Source organism: Halomonas sp. BC04 (genome assembly GCF_000568385.1).
On record NZ_AZQX01000286.1, the window covers coordinates 22297 to 38839 of the forward strand.

Here is a 16543-nt window from a genome sequence, read left to right on the forward strand (position 1 = left end):
TACTGCAGGTTTCACCAGGCGAGCACGGCACTGTCGGTGCGCGGTTCGGTGCCGCCGCACAGCACGCCGCTCTCAGCGTCGCGCAGGATGATCTGGCCGCGGCCGAAGCTCAGGGTGTCGGCCATCTTGACGATGTCGTGGCCGCGCCGTGCCAACGCCTGGGCCAGGTGGTCGGGAAAGTGCGGCTCGACCTCGACGGTCCTGCCCTTGGTCCATTTCCAGCGCGGCATATCCAGCGCCGCCTGGGGATTGAGGTGATCATCGAGCATGGCGGTGATTACCTGGACGTGGCCCTGAGGCTGCATGTAGCCCCCCATCACGCCGAACGGCCCCACCGCCTGGCCATTCCTGGTGATGAAGCCGGGAATGATGGTGTGGTAGGTACGCTTGCCGGGCGCCAGGGCGTTGGGATGTGCCGGGTCCAGGGAAAAGCCCCAGCCGCGGTTCTGCAGGCTGATGCCGGTGCCGGGCACCACGACGCCCGAGCCGAAGCCCTTGTAGTTGCTCTGGATGAACGAAACCATGTTGCCGTCGCCATCGGCGGTGGCAAGGTAGACGGTGCCGCCCTTGATCGGATTGCCGTGCTTAGGGTCCAGCGCCTGCTCGCCGATCAGGCCGGCGCGTTCAGCGAGATAGTCGTCGGCCAACAGCTGGTCCACGCTCGGGCCCATGGCGTCGCGCTCGGTAACGTAGCGAAGGCCGTCGACATAGCCCAGCTTGGTAGCTTCGATGCGGCGATGCAGGGTCTCCACCGGATCCCGGCCTTCCTCACCCATGCGCTCGAGCATGCCCAGGGCTTGCAGGGCGATCAGCCACTGCCGTTGGGCGGAATCTCCCAGATATCGTGACCGCGGTAGCGGGTGCCGATCGGCTCGACCCACTCCGGCTTGTAGGCTGCCAGGTCCTCCTTGCGCAGCAGGCCGCCGTGCTCGCGGAAGAAAGCGTCGATCTTGTCGGCCAGGTCTCCTTCATAGAACGCACGACCCTTGGTCTCGGCAATTGCCCGTAGGGTGCCGGCGTGGCCCGGGGAGGTCCATCGCTCGCCGGGGCGCGGGGCGCGGCCGTTCGGGGCGAAGGTCTCGAACCAGGGCTTCAGGGCGGGGTCGTCATGACGGCTATAGATGTCATGGGCTTCCTCCCACATCTGGTTGACGATCGGCGAAACCGGATAGCCCTCTTCCGCCAGGGCGATGGCCGGGGCCAGCAGGTCGGCGAAAGGCAGCTTGCCGAAGCGCTCGGAGAGGGCCGCCCAGGCCGCCGGTGCCCCGGGAACGGTGACCGGCAGCATGCCGTATTCCGGAACCCGCTCATGGCCGAGGGCCTTCATGGCCTCGATGGTGGCCGCCTGGGGGGCCGGCCCACTGGCGTTGAGGCCGTGGAGCTTTCCCTCCATCCAGACGATGGCGAAGGCGTCGCTGCCGATGCCGTTGGACGTGGGTTCCACGACGGTCAGCGCCGCGGCGGCGGCGATGGCGGCATCCACCGCATTGCCCCCCTGCTGGAGGATCTGCATGCCGACCTGGGCCCCCAGAGGCTGTGAGGTGGCGACCATCCCGCGACTGCCGAAAGTGGCCATGCGCCGCGAAGGGCTCGGATAGAAACGCGCGTCATGCTGCATAAGGAGGCTCCTTTACTGCTCGGGCAGGTTCTTGGCCCTGAGCTGGTTCTGTTGAATCTTGCGGTCCTGATAAAGCGAGAAGATCACCGAGGCCAGGGCCAGCGCCAGAAATAGTGCCGACAGCGGCCGAGTCAGGAAGGTCATCCAGCTGTCGTCGAGCTCCAGGGCGCGGAACAGCTGACGCTCCAGGTTGTTGCCCAGCACCACCCCAAGGATCAAAGGTGTGAGCGGCACCCCGGCTTTCCACAGCAGATAGCCGATCACCCCGAACACGAACAACACCCAGATATCGAACAGGTTGTTGTTCAGCGCGTAGGAGCCGATGGCGCAGAGCATCAGCACCACCGGCACCAGGACCTCCTGGGGGATCAGCGAGATCTTGGCGAACCAGCGCACCAGCAGCAGCTGGCAGAGCACCATCACCACGGCCCCGATCAGCAGGCTGGCGTAGATGGCACCGACCAGTACCGGGTTCTGCTCGAACATCAGGGGGCCCGGGGTGATGCCGTGCAGGATCAGCACGCCCATCATGATCGCCATGGGCAGGTCGCCGGGGATGCCCAGCGCCAGGGTCGGCACGAAGGCGCCGCCGGCCACCGCACTGTTGGAGGCCTCCGAGGCGACGATACCGCTGGGGGTGCCCTTGCCGAAGGTTTCCGGATGCTTGGAAAACTTCTTGGCCTGGTCGTAGCTGATGAAGTTGGCCACGGTGCCGCCGGTACCGGGCAGTGCCCCGACCAGGCTACCGATCAGCGACGAGCGCAAGGTGTTGAGCTTCTGGCCGGCCATGTCCTTGAGGATGCGGCGGTAGGGAATGGTGACGCTGGTGTCGACGCCCTTGATCTTGCCCTGGTCGTCACGCAACTTCTCGAGGTTCCCCATCAGCTGCGAGAAGGCAAAGATACCGATCATCACCGGCAGGATCTCGAAGCCGGAGCCCAGGGCGGGGACGCCGAAATCGAAGCGCAGGTTGCTGTTGCGGTCATAGCCCACGGTGGTGATCAACAGCCCCAGAACGGCGGCCAGCAGGCCCTTGAGCAGGGCGCCGCTGGAGAGGCCCGCCACCAGGGTCAGGGCGAAGACGATCAGCGCGGTGATCTCCCAGGGCCGGAAGTTCATGCTGAAGCTGGCAATCAAGGGGCCGAAGAACACCAGTACCGCCACGCTGATCAGGGTGCCGATAAACGAGGCCGCCACGCCGATACCCAGGGCGCGGCCGGGTTCGCCGTTCTGGGCCATGGGGTAGCCGTCGTAGACGGTGGTGATGGACGACGGCGTGCCGGGGATGCCCAGCATCACGCCGGAGACGATACCCCCGGAATAGCCGCCGACGAACACACCCACCATCAGCGATACGCCGCTGACCGGGTCCATGGCAAAGGTGAAGGGGAAGACCACCAGGATGGCCATGGTCACGGTGAAGCCCGGTATGCTGCCGCCGATGATGCCGAACAGCACGCCGATGACGATCAGCGCCAGTACCGCGGGGCTGCTGACCAGGCCGAGGGCCTGTAGAAAGAAATCCGCCATGTGTCACTCCCGGGCGTCAGGGCAGCCAGACATTGAGGCCGTAGCGGAAGATCACGAACACCAGCGGCACCAGGGTGAAGCTGACGGCGAGATTGATGATCCACTTGCGGCGGGAATCGATCCCCAGCAGCAGTCCCAGCGAGGTCACCAGGAAGGCCAGGGTGGCAATGATGTAGCCGACCATCGGCAGCAGCGCGGCATAGAGGCCGAACAGCGCGAACAGTGAGAACACTTTACGATTGTGGGCCAGCCACTCGCCGAAGCTGCGCCGGGGCAGCGTTCTTTCCGGTGCACCGGCCAGTAGCGAGCGAAACAGAACCAGCAGCGACAGCAGGCCGGTGACCACCAGCAGGATGCGCGGAAACAGCGCCGAGCCGTAGGGCTGCCAGGAGGTGGCTGGGCGGATATTGCCCGACTCGACCCACATCACCGCAACGATCAATAGCAGCACCAGCGCCAGGGCGCGGTCCTTGGTCAATGTCAACATCGCAACGTCTCCCGATCCCCGCCCCGGCGTGCCGGGGCGGGTAGCTCACTCAGTTCTGGAAGTCGATGTTCTCGGCAGCCGCGGACAGCGCCGCTTCGTTGTCGTCGAGGAACTCGAGGTAGTCGTCACCGGCCAGGAAGCGCACCACCGAGCCGAACTCGTTCTCGATGCGGCTGCGTACCGTCTCGTTCTCCAGCGCCTGGCCATAGGCCTCGGCGATGGTGTCGAGGGCCTCCTGCGGCGTGCCCTTGGGGGCGAAGATGCCGCGACTGGTGGAATGATCCATCTCGATACCCTGTTCGCGCAGGGTGGCGACGTCAGGCATGCCATCGAGGCGTTCGGGGTGGGCAATGCCCAGCGGGCGGAAGGTGCCTTCCTCGAAGAACGAACCACCGGACGGCAGGTTGAACATGGCGAAGTCGATCTCTTCGGCCAGCAGCGCCGAGACCTGCTCGCCGGTATCCGGATAGCCCACCAGGCGCACATCGGCCATGTCGATGCCGGCCTCCTGGAAGAACTGTGCCCAGAAGAAGTGGTCGGTGGAGCTCGGGATCATGCTGAAACGCACCTGCCCCGGGTTCTCGCGCACATAGTCGGCGATCTCGCCGGCGCTCTGCACCTGGTGGTTGGCATGCGCGGTGGGAATGTTGATGGTCTGGGTCAGCAGCGCAATTGGCTCGAAAGCGTCGTAGGAGTAGTCCACGGTACCGGCCAGTTTGGACAGTGCGATGGTGTCGTGGCTGCCAAGCAGCGTGTAGCCGTCCGGATCGGCGTCCTTGACGTTGCGCGAGCCGAGCGTGGCACCGGCACCGGCCATGTTGACCGGTACCACCGACTCGCCCAGATACTGCTCGGCTTCCTGGGAGATCAACCGGAAGATGATGTCGGTGGCGCCCCCTGGGCCGTAGGGGATGATCAGGCGAATATCCTGCTCGGGATAGTCTGCCTGGGCGGTGCTGGCAAAAGCCAGGCTCGAGGCCAGGCCGATGGCCGCGATGGTGGTGGTAAGAGTCAGTTTCGTACGCGTCATGATGGAACACCTTTATATTGTTGGTGGTGTGGTAGCTGCCGCTCGCGCCAGGCGAGGCGGCAGCGGGGTGAGCGCGTGCTCCCGTATCGGGATGTTGTTGTCGAGTGTGTCAACTGAGGAAGAGGCCTCCGTAGACGAGTGCAGCCAGGACCACGAAGGCCGGGTGGGTTCGAAAGCGCAGCAGGGCGATGGCCGCTGCCGCGCCGATGATCAGGGTATGCAGGAGCCGGCGCTATCGAGGCCCTCGCTGAAGAAGCTCCAGGTCAGCCAGGCCATCATCATGGCGATCACCGGCCGTACCCACTGGCTCATGCGCTTGACGCGGGGGGAGTCGCGGTGACGATAGAGCAGCCCCAGGGCACCCAGCATCAGCAGCAACGACGGCACCACCGTGGCGAATATCGCGACCAGCGCGCCGCCGATACCCGCCACGTCATAGCCCACGTAGCCGGCCATCTTGGTGGCGATGGGGCTCGGCAGGGCATTGCCCAGCGCCAGGGTTTCGGCAAACTGCTGGGCGTTCATCCAGCCATAGCGGCCCACCACCTCCGCTTCGATCAGCGGAATGATCGCCGGCCCACCGCCGTAGCCGATGATGTTGGGGATGAAGAAAGCCAGGAACAGCTCCCAGTAGACCAGCATCAGGCGTTACCCCGCTTGGGTGTCGGGCGCAGCAACGCCGCCGCCAGGATGGCGCCGATCACCCAGCCGGGGTGCACGCCGAGCAGGTAGATCAGTGCGCCGGCGGCCACCGCCATGGCCAGGCTCATCGCCCAGCCCAGGGCCAGGCGCGACTTGTTCCAGAAGTCCATGGTCAACTGACCCATCATCACCATGACCACGGGGACGACGGCCTGGCCCATGCCGTGTATCCAGGCCACGTGGCGATAGCTGCTGAAGAGGGCCAGCAGTGCGATCATCGCCACGACCATGGGCAGGATGACGGCGGTCACGGCGATGAAACAGCCGGCCACCCCGGCAACCCGATAGCCGATGTAGCCAGGCATCTTGGTCGCAATGGGCCCCGGCAAGGTGTTGCCGATGGCCAGTACGTCGGCAAATTCCTCGTCGTTCAGCCAACCATGGCGCTTGACCACTTCCTGCTGTACGAGGGGGATCATCGCAGGGCCGCCACCGAAGCCGAGCAGGCCGATACGGGTAAAGGCCCAGAGCAGGGCGCCCAGCGGGGCCTTGGTGGAGGTGGGCGTCATGGCAAGGCCCTGGAACTGTCGGTTATGAAGCGAACTGTTGATTTATTGTTCATTCGTCACTTTACCGTTATAAAATCGATTATTTGTCCAGGGTAGATTAATCCAGGAAAGAAGGTCAACCTTCGGTTCTGTGGCAATGTGAAGGAGGGGGCATGGGAATATCCAGGGACAAGGGGCGCACGACGACCTCCGGACGCATCTACGACACCTTGCGTCAGGACCTCGTCAACGGCCGCTTCGCGGCGGGCGAGAAAGTGGCCATCAGCGCGCTCAAGGAGTACTACGGCGTGGGGCTTAGCCCGCTACGCGAAGCGCTTAACCGGCTCGCCGCCTATGGCCTGCTGGAGCAGGAGAGCCAGCGTGGCTTCCGGGTGCCTCGGCTGGATCGCCGGGAGCTCGATGACATTGCCGAGATGCGTCGCGAGCTGGAGGGCATGGCCCTGGAGCGGGCTATCCGCTTCGGTGACGCGGAGTGGGAGTCGGAGCTGCTGGCGGCAGCGCACCGGCTCAAGCGGGCCGACATGATGCCGGAAGCGGTCGACGAATGGGAGCGATTGCATAACCGCTTCCACCGTACCCTGGTAGCCCCGTGCGGCTCGGTCTGGTTGCTGCGCTTCATCGAGCAGCTCCACGACCAGTTCGACCGTTATCGTCGCATGGCACCGGAAGCGCCCGAGGTGCGACGGGTACTCGATGCCCAGCACGGTGAGCTGGTCACGCTGGCCCTGGAGCGCGACATCAAGGGCGCACGAGAGCTGATGGACGACCATGTCCAGCGCTCGTATGAAGTGGCTCTGAAAGGTGCGATGTCGGGGGCTGACTAGGTGTCGGGCCGGGCTAGGTGTCGATCAGGGAGAGATTGCCGCGCAGCCGGGCTTGGAGCGGCCCGAGATCGATGGGGACATCCCGAGGCCAGCCGACGGTGAGTATGACGCCGTCGGCGGCGTAGTCGGCGGCGGTAACGGGAACACCCAGGCTTTCGAGCCAGCTGCGGGCCTCGGCTTCGCCGGCGAAGCGACCTTGAATCGTAGCGGGCTGCGTTCGGTGAGCTGGTGCAGGGGCAGCTCGACCAGGGCCTGGCTCACCGCCTGTGCATAGGCGCGGGCCAGGCCACCGGTGCCGAGCTTGGTGCCGCCGAAGTAGCGTATGACCACGCAACCGACCTGGCCGAGGCCGGCGCCTTCGAGGACCTGAAACATCGGCCGGCCCGCAGTGCCCCCGGGTTCGCCGTCGTCGGAAAAGCCGATGGCATTCTGCTCCCCCGGCGGGCCGGCGATAAAGGCGCTGCAGTGATGGCTGGCGCTGGGGTGTGCCCGGCGGGCTTCGGCAAGCAGGGCGGTGAAGCTCTCCATCCGGGGTGCATGGCAGATCCAGGTGATGAAGCGACTCTTCTCGACCTCGGTCTCGACTTCCCGGTGAGTACCCGCGGGCAGGTCGGGGACCGGATAGCGCATCAGTGAGTGATCTCGTGCTGGCGCACCACGCCCATGACCATGCCCAGCACCTGGATGTCGCTGTTCTTCAGGTAGATGGGAGGCATGCTCTCGTTGGCCGGCTGCAGGCGGACCCCGTTCTTCTCGATATAGAGCTTCTTCAGGGTGACCTCCTGCTGGTTGATCAGCACCACGGCGGTTTCGCCATTCTCGGCGCTCTCCTGGCGCTCGATGATGATCACATCGCCGTCGAAGATGTTGCAGTCGATCATGGAGTCGCCGCGCACGCGCAGGGCATAGGTGTTGCGGCGCACCATGCAGGAGGGCGCGTGAATGGCGCCGATGGTGGGGCAGGCCTCGATGGGCAGGCCGGCCGAGACGTCGCCCAGCAGTGGTATCTCGACGAGGTCCTCGCCTTCGATGCGGATCCAGGCCTCGGCCATGGGCAGGTTGGGACGTCGGTGCAGATAGTGCGTGGAAGCCTGTGGCATGTGGCGTTTCCCCCTCTGATCGACCCTGTGGAAATGTACAGGTATCAAGCATCATAGCAGGCGATGCCTCGCAGGCAAGTTCCCCTGCCCGGAGCAAGCCTTGACCTGCGGCAAGAGTGGCGCCGTGACGCAGGCGGATTACTAGTAGCAAAAGGCCTTTCCGTGTAGCATTTCCAACGAATTTACCATTCCTGGAGAGTGCCGTTGAGCCTGCGTCTGCAAGCGCAAAGTCTCGCATGTGAGCGTGATGATCGTTGGCTGTTCCGGGGCCTGGACCTGGACATCCGCGCTGGCGAGATCGTGCGGGTGGAGGGGCCCAACGGCAGCGGCAAGACGACGCTGTTGAAAATCCTGTCCGGGCAGCTTGCCGACTACGAAGGCGACTTGTTCTGGGACGATCGTCCCATGCGGCAGTCGCGGGACTCCTTCCTGTCGAACCTGCTCTACCTGGGCATGCCCCGGGGGTCAAGGCGGCGCTGACGCCGCTGGAGAACCTGACCTGGTACCAGGCCATGGCGGGGCAGCCGCAGGATGAGGCGGCCCGCTATGCGGCGCTGGAGGATGTCGGCCTGGCCGGTTTCGAGGACCTGCCGGCTGGCCAGCTTTCCGCCGGTCAGCAGCGCCGGGTGGCCCTGGCCCGCCTGGTGCTGACACCGCGCCCGCTGTGGGTGCTGGACGAGCCCTTCACCGCCATCGACCGCGACGGCGTTGCGGCACTGGAACAGCGGCTGGTCGCCCATGCGCGCAGGGGCGGTTGCGTGCTGGTGACCACGCACCATGAGCTGACGCCCTGTGCCGAGCTCCGGCGAATCCGCCTTGGCGGGGGAGGCCTCGATGCCGGGAACTGAAGGGTTGTTGAACAAGGAGGTCCCGGTGGTCTTTCACGGGGAACCTGGCGGCGGGTTGGCTGTCGCATTCTGGGCAACGCTCAAGCGCGACCTGGTGCTCCTGCTGCGGCGACGCAGCGAGGTGATGAATCCGCTGGTGTTCTTCGCCATCGTGATCACCCTGTTTCCGATCGGCATTTCCCCCGACCCACAGCTGCTGGCGGCCATTGCTCCGGGGCTGCTTTGGGTGGCGGCGCTGCTCGCGGCACTGCTGTCGCTGGACAGCCTGTTCCGGGCCGATTACGACGATGGCTCGCTCGAGCAACTACTGCTGACACCGCAGCCCCTTGCCTTGCTGGCCCTGGCCAAGGTGGCCGTGCACTGGCTGCTGACCGGCCTGCCCCTGGCGCTGATGGCGCCGGTGTTGGGCATCATGCTGGCACTGCCCGCGGGAAGCTATGGCGTGTTGGCGTTATCACTGGCACTGGGCAGTGCCAGCCTCAGCCTGATTGGTGCCATTGGAGCGGCGCTGACGGTGGGATTGTCCCGCGGTGGCGTGCTGCTGTCGCTGCTGGTACTTCCCCTTTATATCCCGGTGCTGATATTCGGTGCCGGAGCCGTACAGGCCGCCATCTTCGGCGACGGTGTCATGGCGCATCTGGCGATTCTCGGCGCGCTGTTGGCGCTTGCGCTGATTCTTGCGCCCCTGGCAATCGCGGCATCGCTGCGCATCAGTATCAACGGTTGAGAGGTTAACTAGGCATGTGGGCCTTTATTAACAAGTTGCGTTCCCCCAAGTGGTTCTACGACATCAGCGCCAGGCTCCAGCCCTGGTTCTGGGCGGCGGCGCTGATTCTCATCCTGGTCGGTAGCGTCTGGGGGCTGGCCTTCGCCCCGGCGGACTACCAGCAGGGCAACAGCTTTCGCATCATCTACGTCCATGTGCCGGCCGCCTTCCTGGCCCAGTCGATCTTCGTGTCCATGGCCATCTCGGCGCTCGCCTTCATGGTCTGGAAGATCAAGATCTGCGACATGGCAGCCGCGATGATGGCGCCGCTGGGTGCCGCCATGACCTTCATCGCGCTGTTTTCCGGCGCCGTCTGGGGTATGCCCACCTGGGGAACTTGGTGGATGTGGGATGCGCGCCTGACCTCGATGCTCATCCTGCTTTTCCTCTACCTGGGCATTATCGCCCTGCGCGGCGCCTTCACCAGTCGCGACAGCGCATCGCGGGCGGCATCCGTGCTGGCCATGGTGGGAGTCATCAACATTCCGATCATCAAGTACTCGGTTGACTGGTGGTACACCTTGCACCAGCCGGCCACCTTCACCATCACCGGGCGTGCCGCCATGCCCATGGACATGTGGCTGCCGCTGCTGATCATGGTGCTGGGCTTCTACAGCTTCTTCATCGCCCTGACGCTGACACGCACCCGCAGCGAGATACTGCGCCGGGAAGCCAACAAGCGCTGGGTCCGCGAACTGGCCGGGGAGGCGCAGTAATGTTCTTCGACAGTTTTTCGGAACTCTTTGCCATGGGCGGCCATGCCCCCTATGTCTGGGCAGCCTGGGGCGTCACCGCCGTTCTGCTCCTGGGAACCGTGATACATGCTCGCGCCGAGCGCCGCCAGCTGCTGCGTCAGCTGCAGCGTCGCGTTCGTCGTGAAAGTCGCCTGGCGGGCCGTTCCGCCCAGGCGCAACCGATTCAAACCAGCAGGGGTGGAGGCACCAATGAGGCCTAAGCGTAAGCAGAAACTGTTCGTGGTACTGGGGCTCGTGTCGCTCTCGGCGATTGCCATAGGGCTGACGCTCTATGCACTGCGAGCCAATATCAACCTCTTCTTCAGCCCGATCGAGATCGCGGCGGGGGATGCGCCCTTTGAACGCCAGATCCGTGCCGGCGGCATGGTCCGGGAGGGTAGCGTCGAGCGCAATCCGGATAGCCTGGACGTGGAGTTCACGGTCACCGACTATGTAGAGGACCTGCGAGTCTCCTACAGTGGTATCCTTCCCGACCTGTTTCGCGAGGGCCAGGGTGTGGTCGTAGTCGGCCAGTTGAAGCAGGACGGCATGTTCCGTGCCGACCAGGTGTTGGCTCGCCACGACGAGAACTACATGCCGCCGGAGGTGGCCGATGCGCTCGAGGCGGCTGGCTACTCTCCCGCCGACTTCCAGACCAAGGCCGCCAAGGTGGCAAAGCGTGTCGAGGAGCGGGAGTCCGATGACGGCGACAGCCAGAGTCAGAGCCAGTACCAGTACTGATCCGGAGTAACCATGTCGATCCAGATGATTCCCGAAGTCGGCCATTTCGCCCTGGTCATCGCCCTGCTGCTGGCGATGGCCCAGACGGTGATGCCCTTGGCCGGCGCCACGCTACGCCGGCCGCTGCTGATGGCCTACGCTCGCCCCATGGCAAGCGGACAGTTCCTGTTCGTGGCGATTGCCTATGCCGCGCTGACGGCGAGCTACATGCTGGACGATTTCAGCGTGGCCAACGTGGCCAACAACTCCAACTCCATGCTGCCCTGGTACTACAAGTTCAGCGCCGTATGGGGCAACCATGAAGGTTCGGTGCTGCTGTGGAGCCTGATGCTGGCCGGCTGGGGTTTCTTTGCCGCCCGCTACTCCCGTGAGCTGCCTCGCGACATGGTGGCCCGGGTCATCGGTGTGCTCGGGGCGGTCTGCGTCGGCTTCCTGCTGTTCATCCTGATCACCTCCAATCCCTTCGAGCGGCTGCTGCCCCATGTGCCGCAGGACGGTGCCGACCTCAATCCGCTGCTGCAGGACATCGGCCTGATCCTGCACCCACCGATGCTCTACATGGGCTACGTCGGGTTCTCGGTGGTGTTTGCCTTCGCCATCGCCGCACTGTTGGGCGGTCGGCTCGATGCCGCCTGGGCCCGTTGGGCGCGTCCCTGGACCAATCTGGCCTGGGCTTTCCTGACGATCGGTATCGCCCTGGGCAGCTGGTGGGCCTACTACGAGCTTGGCTGGGGCGGCTGGTGGTTCTGGGACCCCGTCGAGAATGCCTCGCTGCTGCCCTGGCTGACGGGCACCGCCCTGATGCACTCCCTGGCGGTCACCGAGAAGCGAGGCTCCTTCAAGAGCTGGACGCTGCTGCTGGCGATCACCACCTTCTCGCTGTCGTTGCTGGGTACCTTCCTGGTGCGCTCCGGGGTGCTGACGTCGGTGCACGCCTTCGCCAACGATCCGTCCCGCGGCTTCTTCATTCTGGTATTGCTGGGTATCACCGTGGGGGTGTCGCTGCTGATCTTCGCCCTGCGCGCGCCTCGGGTCAGCCACAAGACCAGTTTCAACTGGCTCTCCCGCGACGCCCTGCTGCTGATCAACAACATCATGCTGGTGATCATCACCATCACCGTGCTGATGGGTACCGTCTATCCGCTGCTGCTCGACGCCCTCAACCTGGGCAAGATCAGCGTGGGCCCTCCCTATTTCAATGCCCTGTTCGTACCGCTCACGGTGATCATGTGCATCTTCATGGGGCTGGGTCCCATCGCACGCTGGAAGCAGACCGAGGTCCGTTCGCTGGTCAAGCGGCTCTGGCTGGCCGGTGTCGCAGCGCTGGTGATCGGCATCACCATGCCGTTCATTATCGGCCCGGAATGGAACCTCTGGGTCGCCATCGGCCTGGTGACCGCCATGTGGATCGTGCTGCCGATGTTCCGAGACATCTTCGAGAAGACCCGCCATGCACCGACTCGCATCGCCGGGCTCAAGAAGCTGTCGCTGGCCTACTGGGGCATGCAGCTGGGCCACCTCGGCGTCGCAGTGACCATCATCGGCGTGGCGGTGGTCTCCAACTACAACATCGAGCGCAACGTGCGCATGGGCGTGGGGGACAGTGCTCAGGTCGCGGGCTACACCTTCACCATGACCGAGCTCACCAGCCGTCGTGGCGCCAACTTCCTGGCCGATCGGGCGGTGATCGAGGTTCAGCGTGACGGCAGTCGTCGCAGCTTCACCATGAACCCGGAGAAGCGCCTCTACATCGCCCGCGGCATGCCCATGACCCAGGTCGCCCTGCGTCCCGGCCTGTTCCGTGACCTCTACGTAGCCATGGGCGAGGATCTTGGCGACAACACCTGGGCGATGCGGGTGCAGTACAAGCCCTTCGTGCGCTGGCTCTGGCTGGGTGGCCTGCTGATGGCCGGTGGCGGCATCCTCGCCGTGGCCGACCGCCGCTACCGGCGACTGGCCACGTCTGAGGATCCGGAAGCGGCACCGGGCCCCGCGCCCGCCAAGGAGGCCACGGCATGACGCGGCGCCTGATCCTGCTGCTGCCGCTGATGGTCTTCCTGGTGCTGTCGGTGTTTCTCTACCAGGGGCTGTCATTGAACCCCTTCCATCGCGATTCCGCGCTGATGGCCCGGGACTTCCCGGCCTTCAACAAGGAAACCCTGAAGGACCCGGAGCAGCGGGTGGATGAGTCGCTGTTCCTTGGCCAGGTCACCCTGGTCAACGTCTGGGGGGAGTGGTGCCCGGAGTGCAAGCGCGAGATGCCACAGTTGCTCGACCTGGCCGACCGCGGCATTCGTCTGGTGGGGATCAGCTACAAGGACACCCGCGAGAAGGGCATGGGTTTCCTGCAGGACTTCGGTGACCCCTTCGAGGTCAATATCTTCGACCCGGAGGGCGACCTGAGCTTCGAGCTCGGTGTCTACGGGGCGCCGGAGACCTTCCTGGTGGATCGCGACGGCATCATCCGCTATCACCACACCGGCTATATCTCGCCGGAAGACATCCGTAAACAAATCCTGCCGGAGGTGGGAAAATGGCAGTGATCCGACTGACCTTCACTGGTTTCCTGTTTTTGCTCATGGCCGGCCTGGTCCATGCCGGTGCCATTGAGGTGCGGGAATTCGACGACCCGGTCATGGAGCAGCGCTACCGCAGCCTGACGGCCTCGCTGCGCTGTCCGACCTGTGAGAACCAGGCCATCAACGACTCCGATGCGCCGGTCTCCCGGGACATGCGTGACCGGGTCTACGAAATGTTGATGGCCGACAGGGCAGACATGGAAATCCGCGACCACATGGTCGAGCGTTTCGGCAACTATGTGCTCTACAACCCGCGCCTGGAAGGCCGCACCTACCTGCTGTGGGGGCTGCCGGCCGGTCTGGTGGTGCTGGGCGGCATTCTGGTGGTGCTGGTGGTGCGCGCCCGGCGAAATGCCTCGGCCCGTGCCCTGAGCGACGAAGAGCGTGCGCGACTCGACGCCCTGATCAACCGCGGGAGAACCCCATGAGTCTGTTGTGGCTTGCCTTTGCTCTTCTCCTGCTGCCTGCGCTGTGGCTGCTGGTGGCCCCCCTGCGCCGGGCGCGCCTGGTGCACGATGCCCAGGTCAGCTTCGAGGAAAACGACAAGTCCGCGGAGCAGAACGTGGCGATCTATCGCCGGCGCCTGGCATCGCTGGAAGCGGCGCTGGAGCGGGGCGATATCGACCAGGCCCGTTTCGATGAGGACCGCCTGGAGCTCGATCGCAGCCTGCTCGAGGATACCGAGGACCTGAAGCGACCTCCCTTGCGCTCGCCCGCCTCCGGTCGCTTTGTCGTCCCGCTGGTGGCGGTGGCGGTGGTGATCGGATCGGTGGCCTGGTACCTGCAGCACGGCGCCGAAGGTGATCTGGCGATCTACGAGGCCTTCCAGGAGAGCGACTCCCTGCCGACGCTGGTGGAGCGACTGGAACAGCAGGCGGAGCGTCAGCCCAACAACCCCAATGTCTGGGCGTCGCTCTATCCCATCTACCGTGATTCAGGCCAGGGTGCCGCGGCGCTGAATGCGTTGGAGAATCTGATCGAACTCGAGGGGCGGCAGGCCTCGCTGCTGGCGCAGAAGGCCCAGCTGAAGTTCTTCATGGCCAACCGCAGCGTCACCGACGAGGTCCAGGCGCTGGTCGACGAGACCCTGGAGCGTGACCCCCGCGAGCCCACCATCCTTGGCATGCTGGGCGTCCAGGCCTTCGACGGCGGTGATTACGAGCTGGCCATCGACCGCTGGCGTCGCGCCATCGCAGGCATGTCCGACTCCAGCTCCTCGGAAGCCCTGCGGGAAGGCATTCGTATCGCCCAGCAGCGCCTCGGCGTTGCCCCGGAAGAGCAGGAGCCGATCGCCCAGGGGCCGGGTATCCATGTCGGCGTTCGCTGGATGAGAGCCTGCAGGGCATGCTCGATGACGATACCCGTGTCTTCATCATTGCCCGCGACATGGCAGGCGAGCTACCCCCGCTGGCCGTGGCCCGTGTGACGCTGGGCGACCTGCCCACGAGCCTGGTGCTCGACGACCGCCATGCCATGTCCGACGAAGCGAGCCTCTCCCAGGTGAGCGAGGTCAGGCTGCTGGTTCGCGTCACCTCCAGCGGCGATGCCACGCCGGCACCGGGCGACATGTTCGGCGACCTCGATGGCGTCGCCGTGGGCAGCGTCGACGGTGAACCCGTGGAGGTCGTCATCGACCGCCTCGTCGAGTAGCCGGAATGCGGCTGACCTCGATCCGCCTGAGCGGGTTCAAGTCCTTCGTCGATCCGGTCACGGTGCCCTTCGATGGCAACATGACCGCGATCGTCGGCCCCAACGGCTGCGGCAAGTCGAACATCATCGACGCCGTGCGCTGGGTCATGGGCGAATCCTCGGCCAAGACCCTGCGCGGTGAATCGATGACCGACGTCATCTTCAACGGCTCCACCGCGCGCAAGCCGGTGGGGCAGGCCGCCATCGAGCTGCGCTTCGACAACAGCGACGGCAGCATGGGCGGCCTCTACGCCCAGTACGCCGAAATCGCGGTCAAGCGCCAGGTCTCCCGCGACGGCCAGTCCGCCTACTTCTTCAACGGCCAGAAGTGCCGTCGCCGCGACATCGCCGATCTCTTCCTGGGCACCGGCCTGGGTCCCCGTTCCTATGCCATCATCGGCCAGGGCATGATCTCGCGGCTGATCGAGGCGCGCCCCGAGGAGCTGCGCGCCACGTTGGAAGAGGCCGCCGGCATCTCCAAGTACAAGGAGCGTCGCCGCGAGACCGAGAACCGCATGCGGCGCACCCGCGAGAATCTCGAGCGCCTGGATGACATTCGCGAGGAGCTCGACAAGCAGCTCGAGCGCCTCCGGCGCCAGGCCGAGGCCGCCCGACGCTACCAGACCCTCAAGCAGGAAGAGTACCGGCTCAAGGGCGAGCTGGCGCTGCTGCGTGGCCGCGCACTGCGCGCCCGGCAGGGCGAGGAAGAGAGCCGAGTCCGCGAACTGGAAACCGCGGTGGAGCGCGAGATCCTCGGCATGCGCCAGTGCGAGACCCGGCTCGAGGAGGCCCGTGCCGGTCACGACCGCCTGGCCGAAGAGCTGGAGGCGTGCCAGGCGCGGTTCTTCGAGACCACCGGCGCCATCGCCCGGCTGGAGCAGAACCTGGAGCACGCCCGCAGCCGGGAAGCCCAGTTGGGGCGCGACCTGGAGAGTGCCCATCGCGAACTCGCCGAGCTGGATCGGCTGGGCGAAGACGACCAGGCGCGGCTGGCGGGGCTCGACGAGCGGCTCGAACGCCTGGGCCCCGAACAGGAAGCGGTGGCCGAACAGCTGGCCGAGCTGGAGGCGATGCTGGAAGACGCCGAGCCGGCTGCYGAAGAGGCCGAGCTCGCCCACGAGGCCTTCAGCGAGGGTTGGCGTGAAGCCAGCCTTGCCGCGGAGCGTGCCCAGGATCGCTTGCGCGACCTGGAGGAGCGACTCACCCGGCTGGACGCCGACGAGCAGCGCCGTCGCCAGCAGCAGCAGGAACTGCCGGACCTGGCCGAGCTGCAGGCCCGGCGGAGCGAGCTTCAGGAGCGGCTGGCCGAGTTCCAGCTGGAACAGGAGAGCGTCGAGGTGCGGCGCGAGCAGCTGCAAGAGCAGCGCGACACGGCCCGTGCCGCAG

At 65.3% G+C, this 16543-nt stretch carries 15 protein-coding genes and 4 pseudogenes; 11 read left to right on the plus strand and 8 right to left on the minus strand.

The annotated features are described in order from the left end of the window. Positions 1-11: 11 nt before the first annotated feature. From Q427_RS19615 to Q427_RS19640, 6 genes and pseudogenes are all read right to left on the minus strand, one after another. Positions 12-1618, minus strand: a pseudogene (locus Q427_RS19615) (gamma-glutamyltransferase family protein). 12 nt (positions 1619-1630) lie between these two features. Continuing rightward, positions 1631-3148: a tripartite tricarboxylate transporter permease gene (locus Q427_RS19620; RefSeq protein WP_043516803.1), complete on the minus strand. Its 1518-nt coding sequence runs from the start codon at positions 3146-3148 to the stop codon at positions 1631-1633. A 16-nt stretch (positions 3149-3164) separates the two neighbouring features. Then, positions 3165-3635, minus strand: coding sequence for a tripartite tricarboxylate transporter TctB family protein (locus Q427_RS19625; protein WP_043516804.1), 471 nt, complete (start codon positions 3633-3635; stop codon positions 3165-3167). Positions 3636-3684: 49 nt separating this feature from the next. Beyond that, a complete protein-coding gene (locus tag Q427_RS19630) occupies positions 3685-4665 on the minus strand; it encodes a Bug family tripartite tricarboxylate transporter substrate binding protein (RefSeq protein WP_051496548.1) in 981 nt (326 codons plus the stop codon). Between the two features lie 109 nt (positions 4666-4774). Next, positions 4775-5304, minus strand: a pseudogene (locus tag Q427_RS19635) (chromate transporter). A 2-nt stretch (positions 5305-5306) separates the two neighbouring features. Then, positions 5307-5876 (minus strand): chromate transporter, encoded by a 570-nt coding sequence (locus Q427_RS19640; protein ID WP_043516805.1) that lies wholly within the window; start codon positions 5874-5876, stop codon positions 5307-5309. Positions 5877-6028: 152 nt separating this feature from the next. Between Q427_RS19640 and Q427_RS19645 the strand changes: the two genes are divergently transcribed. Continuing rightward, positions 6029-6700, plus strand: a complete 672-nt coding sequence (locus tag Q427_RS19645) for a GntR family transcriptional regulator (RefSeq protein WP_043516806.1) — start codon at positions 6029-6031, stop codon at positions 6698-6700. A 24-nt stretch (positions 6701-6724) separates the two neighbouring features. On the opposite strand, the gene Q427_RS19650 is transcribed toward Q427_RS19645, so the two are convergent. After that, complete coding sequence (locus Q427_RS19650; protein ID WP_442905536.1) at positions 6725-7330, minus strand: IMPACT family protein; 606 nt, start codon at positions 7328-7330, stop codon at positions 6725-6727. Continuing rightward, positions 7330-7800 (minus strand): LexA family protein, encoded by a 471-nt coding sequence (locus tag Q427_RS19655; protein WP_043516807.1) that lies wholly within the window; start codon positions 7798-7800, stop codon positions 7330-7332. The genes Q427_RS19650 and Q427_RS19655 overlap by 1 nt, the downstream gene beginning before the upstream one ends. A 204-nt stretch (positions 7801-8004) precedes the next feature. Here Q427_RS19655 and ccmA point away from each other — a divergent pair. The 10 genes and pseudogenes from ccmA to Q427_RS19705 all read left to right on the plus strand — a co-directional run. After that, positions 8005-8648, plus strand: a pseudogene (gene ccmA, locus Q427_RS19660) (cytochrome c biogenesis heme-transporting ATPase CcmA). Then, entirely contained in the window at positions 8635-9375 is a 741-nt protein-coding gene (gene ccmB / locus Q427_RS19665) for a heme exporter protein CcmB (RefSeq protein WP_043516808.1), read from the plus strand. The pseudogene ccmA and the gene ccmB overlap by 14 nt, the downstream one beginning before the upstream one ends. A gap of 14 nt (positions 9376-9389) precedes the next feature. Then, positions 9390-10130: a heme ABC transporter permease gene (locus Q427_RS19670; protein WP_043516809.1), complete on the plus strand. Its 741-nt coding sequence runs from the start codon at positions 9390-9392 to the stop codon at positions 10128-10130. Continuing rightward, entirely contained in the window at positions 10130-10369 is a 240-nt protein-coding gene (ccmD, locus tag Q427_RS19675) for a heme exporter protein CcmD (protein ID WP_043516810.1), read from the plus strand. The genes Q427_RS19670 and ccmD overlap by 1 nt, the downstream gene beginning before the upstream one ends. After that, positions 10359-10889: a cytochrome c maturation protein CcmE gene (gene ccmE / locus Q427_RS19680; protein WP_043516811.1), complete on the plus strand. Its 531-nt coding sequence runs from the start codon at positions 10359-10361 to the stop codon at positions 10887-10889. The genes ccmD and ccmE overlap by 11 nt, the downstream gene beginning before the upstream one ends. A gap of 12 nt (positions 10890-10901) precedes the next feature. Next, entirely contained in the window at positions 10902-12908 is a 2007-nt protein-coding gene (locus Q427_RS19685; RefSeq protein WP_043516812.1) for a heme lyase CcmF/NrfE family subunit, read from the plus strand. Further along, positions 12905-13432, plus strand: a complete 528-nt coding sequence (locus Q427_RS19690; protein WP_043516814.1) for a DsbE family thiol:disulfide interchange protein — start codon at positions 12905-12907, stop codon at positions 13430-13432. Before Q427_RS19685 ends, Q427_RS19690 begins: the two co-directional genes overlap by 4 nt. Continuing rightward, entirely contained in the window at positions 13423-13896 is a 474-nt protein-coding gene (locus Q427_RS19695) for a cytochrome c-type biogenesis protein (protein ID WP_043516815.1), read from the plus strand. Before Q427_RS19690 ends, Q427_RS19695 begins: the two co-directional genes overlap by 10 nt. Continuing rightward, a pseudogene (ccmI, locus tag Q427_RS19700) lies at positions 13893-15118 on the plus strand (c-type cytochrome biogenesis protein CcmI). Before Q427_RS19695 ends, ccmI begins: the two are co-directional and overlap by 4 nt. Before the next feature lie 5 nt (positions 15119-15123). Beyond that, positions 15124-16543: chromosome segregation SMC family protein (locus Q427_RS19705; RefSeq protein ID WP_043516816.1), on the plus strand; the 1420-nt coding region annotated here is incomplete at its 3' end.

What these genes read in the sequence shown, in the direction of transcription:
- Q427_RS19655 (WP_043516807.1), bottom strand. Translation starts at nt 7,800, where the DNA reads ATGCCACAGGCTTCCACGCACTATCTGCACCGACGTCCCAACCTGCCC.
- ccmB (WP_043516808.1), top strand. Translation starts at nt 8,635, where the DNA reads ATGCCGGGAACTGAAGGGTTGTTGAACAAGGAGGTCCCGGTGGTCTTT.
- Q427_RS19690 (WP_043516814.1), top strand. Translation starts at nt 12,905, where the DNA reads ATGACGCGGCGCCTGATCCTGCTGCTGCCGCTGATGGTCTTCCTGGTG.
- ccmD (WP_043516810.1), top strand. Translation starts at nt 10,130, where the DNA reads ATGTTCTTCGACAGTTTTTCGGAACTCTTTGCCATGGGCGGCCATGCC.
- Q427_RS19645 (WP_043516806.1), top strand. Translation starts at nt 6,029, where the DNA reads ATGGGAATATCCAGGGACAAGGGGCGCACGACGACCTCCGGACGCATC.
- Q427_RS19685 (WP_043516812.1), top strand. Translation starts at nt 10,902, where the DNA reads ATGTCGATCCAGATGATTCCCGAAGTCGGCCATTTCGCCCTGGTCATC.
- Q427_RS19650 (WP_442905536.1), bottom strand. Translation starts at nt 7,330, where the DNA reads ATGCGCTATCCGGTCCCCGACCTGCCCGCGGGTACTCACCGGGAAGTC.
- Q427_RS19640 (WP_043516805.1), bottom strand. Translation starts at nt 5,876, where the DNA reads ATGACGCCCACCTCCACCAAGGCCCCGCTGGGCGCCCTGCTCTGGGCC.
- Q427_RS19670 (WP_043516809.1), top strand. Translation starts at nt 9,390, where the DNA reads ATGTGGGCCTTTATTAACAAGTTGCGTTCCCCCAAGTGGTTCTACGAC.
- ccmE (WP_043516811.1), top strand. Translation starts at nt 10,359, where the DNA reads ATGAGGCCTAAGCGTAAGCAGAAACTGTTCGTGGTACTGGGGCTCGTG.
- Q427_RS19625 (WP_043516804.1), bottom strand. Translation starts at nt 3,635, where the DNA reads ATGTTGACATTGACCAAGGACCGCGCCCTGGCGCTGGTGCTGCTATTG.
- Q427_RS19630 (WP_051496548.1), bottom strand. Translation starts at nt 4,665, where the DNA reads ATGACGCGTACGAAACTGACTCTTACCACCACCATCGCGGCCATCGGC.
- Q427_RS19620 (WP_043516803.1), bottom strand. Translation starts at nt 3,148, where the DNA reads ATGGCGGATTTCTTTCTACAGGCCCTCGGCCTGGTCAGCAGCCCCGCG.
- Q427_RS19695 (WP_043516815.1), top strand. Translation starts at nt 13,423, where the DNA reads ATGGCAGTGATCCGACTGACCTTCACTGGTTTCCTGTTTTTGCTCATG.